Below are 3,085 nucleotides of genomic sequence, written 5' to 3' on the forward strand. Positions count from 1 at the left end.
GTCACCCGTGCTCGTCTCGGACGACTCGTCCGCCAAGGCTTCCTCACCCAACCCGGACGAGGTCGCTACCAGAAACGGACTTAACGTCCACTGAGACGACGGTGATCGAGTCGGAGGCGGTGCCTTCGAATCCCTTCACGAAGGTCGAGTACGGCCCTTGGGTGAGGTTGTTGCCTCCAAGCTCCCAAGCACGCTTGTAGTCACCGGCGTTGATGGCGGCGAAGTAGGCCTCAACGGTGTTCGCGGGGCTGGCTTTGGCTGATGGCGGCGGCGCGACGGGACTGGCGGGCTGCACCGGGGGCGAGCTGGGTGACTGCTCAGTCGGCTGCGGTGAGAGGGGCGCGTCGGTGGTCGGCAAGGGGAACCGCGTCGTTGGCACGGTGGCCGCAGGCTTCACGGAGTCCGCGCTGGTCAGTTGGCTGATCCCGAAGTACGCCCCGACACCAATGAGGATGACGACGAGCACCGCCCCGACGATCACGAGTGGGGGCCGCTCATGCCTGTTGTTCTGTGGACCAGTCGGTGGCTGCGGCGGTTCGACTGGGCCCTCGTCCGGAAGCCCGGGAGGCACCGGGGCGGCACTGCTACCGAGATCAGCACCTGTGGACGGGTCGCTGACCACAGGGGCAGTGACCGTGGCGTCGTCTGCAGGAGGCGGCGGCCTGGTGGGATGCAGAGGTACGCCGCACACGCTGCAATAGGGCGCGGGCTTGACCTCGTGGCCTTGAGGACACGTAACGACCATGAGAGCACCGCAAATCGCGCAGAACTTCGACGCCGTCTTCTCTGACGGACCAGCGTGTCCGTTCGTACAGTGCAGTCCTGGCAGGTCTGTCATCGGTAGCCCCGAGGTGATCGAGGATCTTCCTAGTTCTCATGCTGCGCCTCCGAAGTGCCAGCCGCATCCGCTACTGCGGGTCGGCTGGCTAGGGCGGCGTTCAGCGGGATCTGGCTCAACTTCTGTGGTGCGTGCACGCTAAGTGACGGCTGAGCGTGTCTGGGTGGCTCTACCCAGCGGCGTTCCTGGGGTTAGGCCGCCCTGTGCGATGTTGGTCCCATGGCCAGCGAGGTGAGGTTCGATCCCGACCTGTATCGGGGCACCGCCGGTTACTACGACCGGTTCCGGCTCCCCTACCCCGACGAGATGATCGCCGATCTCGCGCGCCGGGCAGCTCCTTCAGGGCGTGGACGCCTGCTCGACCTGGCATGCGGCACCGGCCAGCTTGCCTTCCCGCTGCGTGGCTGGTTCGCCGACGTATGCTCGGTGGACGCTGAACCCGCCATGACCGAGATGGTTAGTGCCAAGGCGAAGGCTGCCGGCGCGGCGCACATCCGGACGGTCACCTCCAGCGCCGAGGAACTGCGCGCCGAACCAGGCAGCTTCGAGCTGATCGTCATAGGCAATGCCTTCCACCGCCTCCGCCGCACCGTGGTCGCCGAGCGCGCCCACGCTTGGCTCAAGCCCGGCGGCTGCCTCGCGCTGTGCTGGTCGACCTCCCCGTGGGTGGGTCCCCGGGACTGGCAACGGGCGCTCGACAGCATGCTGCGTTCATGGCAGAACGCCCTAGGCGCGTCCGGCCGCGTTCCGCCTGGCTGGGACCAGCCAAGGCAGCAGGACCCTGACCACGAAGTATTGTCCCGTGCCGGGCTCGAGCCCGCCGGACGCCACGAGTTTTCTGTCGAGCACCATTGGACGATCCGTGAACTCGCCGGGCACATCCGGTCGACATCGTTCCTGCTGCCCCCGGTGCTTGCGGACCACGCCGCTGAGTTCGACGCCGAGCTCACTGCCGAACTCGGCCGCCACACGGCCAACGGCCGCCTCACCGAAACGGTCAGCTTCGCTTACGAGCTGGCCCGCAAGTCAGCTGCCGTGTGACCGTCAGGAAACTACGGGGCGTCAGGTCAATAGGACGCGCTTTCGGAGTAGAGGTAGTCCGGCTCGGCCGAACATCTGCCGTTTGAGCGTCTTAAAAGTTACGCGGAATCTGCCGGGGTGATCATGTCTCCCCGGCGCAACCACGGACTTGGGAGATGGCTTGAGCGGCACGACGGTGCTCACGGAGAAGTGGCCGGTGCTCGGCCGGCACGAGCAGGCGGCGTCCTGGCTGACGGTCTGGACGGATCTCGGACGGGCACCGCGCACGATTGATGCCTACGGCCGGGGACTGGCCGAGTACCTGCTGATGTGGGAGCGGGAGAGCGTCGACCCGGTCGCCGCGAACCGCGCCCATATCGCCGTCTACGTACGGGAGTTGAGCTCGCGGCCGCATCGTCGGGGTGCGAACGTGATCTCGATCGACTCGGGGGCGGGACTGGCGAACGCGACGATCCAGCAGCGGCTGGTGCCGGTCCGTCTGTTCTACGACTTCCTCATGGAAGAGGGGCTGCGGGATTCCAATCCCGTCGGCCGACGCAGCGGCAGTCAGCAGCGCGGCCTGGTGCCCCGGCTGACGAAGCTGCCGTGGATTCCCGGAGAACAGCAGTGGCTGAGTGTCCTGGAGGTCGCCAGGCGCGAGACGGTACGCAACCGCGTGATGCTCGCCCTGGCCTACGACGCCGCCCTGCGCCGTGAGGAACTGTGCTCGCTGCGATCGACGACGTCGATCCGGCCCACCGCACTCTGCGGATACGGGCGGAAACGACGAAGAACCGGCTGGAGCGGGTGGTGCCGTACTCGGCACCGACGGGGGTGCTGCTGTCGGACTACCTTGCCCACCGCGCCCGGATCAGCCGGGCCCGCGGGCCGCTGTTCCTGTCGGAAGCGCGCCGCAATCACGCCCAGCCGCTGAGCCTGTGGACCTGGTCGAAGGTGGTCCGCAAGCTCGCCCTGGCCTCCGGTGTCGAGCGGTTCTCCACGCATACCACCCGGCACCTGTGTCTGACCGATCTGGCCCGGATGGGCTGGGAGCTGCACGCGATCGCGTCCTTTGCCGGACACCGTTACACCGACTCCACCCTTCAGGCTTCAACCACGGTCCTGCCCCTCCCTGAGAAGCTGTATCTCAACCGATCATGGAACGTGCGGGTCGAACAGGTTTCCCGCTGGGGTGATCTTCCCGTTGTGCGCGCATGAAGACAGGGC

At 66.9% G+C, this 3,085-nt stretch carries 3 protein-coding genes; 2 read left to right on the forward strand and 1 reads right to left on the reverse strand.

Features of this window, described 5'->3' with window-relative positions:
• Positions 1–43 precede the first annotated feature (43 nt).
• Entirely contained in the window at positions 44–466 is a 423-nt protein-coding gene (locus ACWC09_RS52430; protein ID WP_450859385.1) for a hypothetical protein, read from the reverse strand.
• 591 nt (positions 467–1,057) lie between these two features.
• Between ACWC09_RS52430 and ACWC09_RS52435 the strand changes: the two genes are divergently transcribed.
• Both ACWC09_RS52435 and ACWC09_RS52440 read left to right on the forward strand, forming a co-directional pair.
• On the forward strand, positions 1,058–1,879 hold the full coding sequence (locus ACWC09_RS52435) for a class I SAM-dependent methyltransferase (RefSeq protein WP_450859386.1): 822 nt from the start codon (positions 1,058–1,060) through the stop codon (positions 1,877–1,879).
• A gap of 702 nt (positions 1,880–2,581) precedes the next feature.
• Positions 2,582–3,076, forward strand: a complete 495-nt coding sequence (locus ACWC09_RS52440; protein WP_450859387.1) for a site-specific integrase — start codon at positions 2,582–2,584, stop codon at positions 3,074–3,076.
• Positions 3,077–3,085: the final 9 nt, after the last annotated feature.

The sequence above is a fragment of the Streptomyces sp. NPDC001617 genome, from assembly GCF_053596855.1.

What these genes read in the sequence shown, in the direction of transcription:
- ACWC09_RS52435 (WP_450859386.1), top strand. Translation starts at nt 1,058, where the DNA reads ATGGCCAGCGAGGTGAGGTTCGATCCCGACCTGTATCGGGGCACCGCC.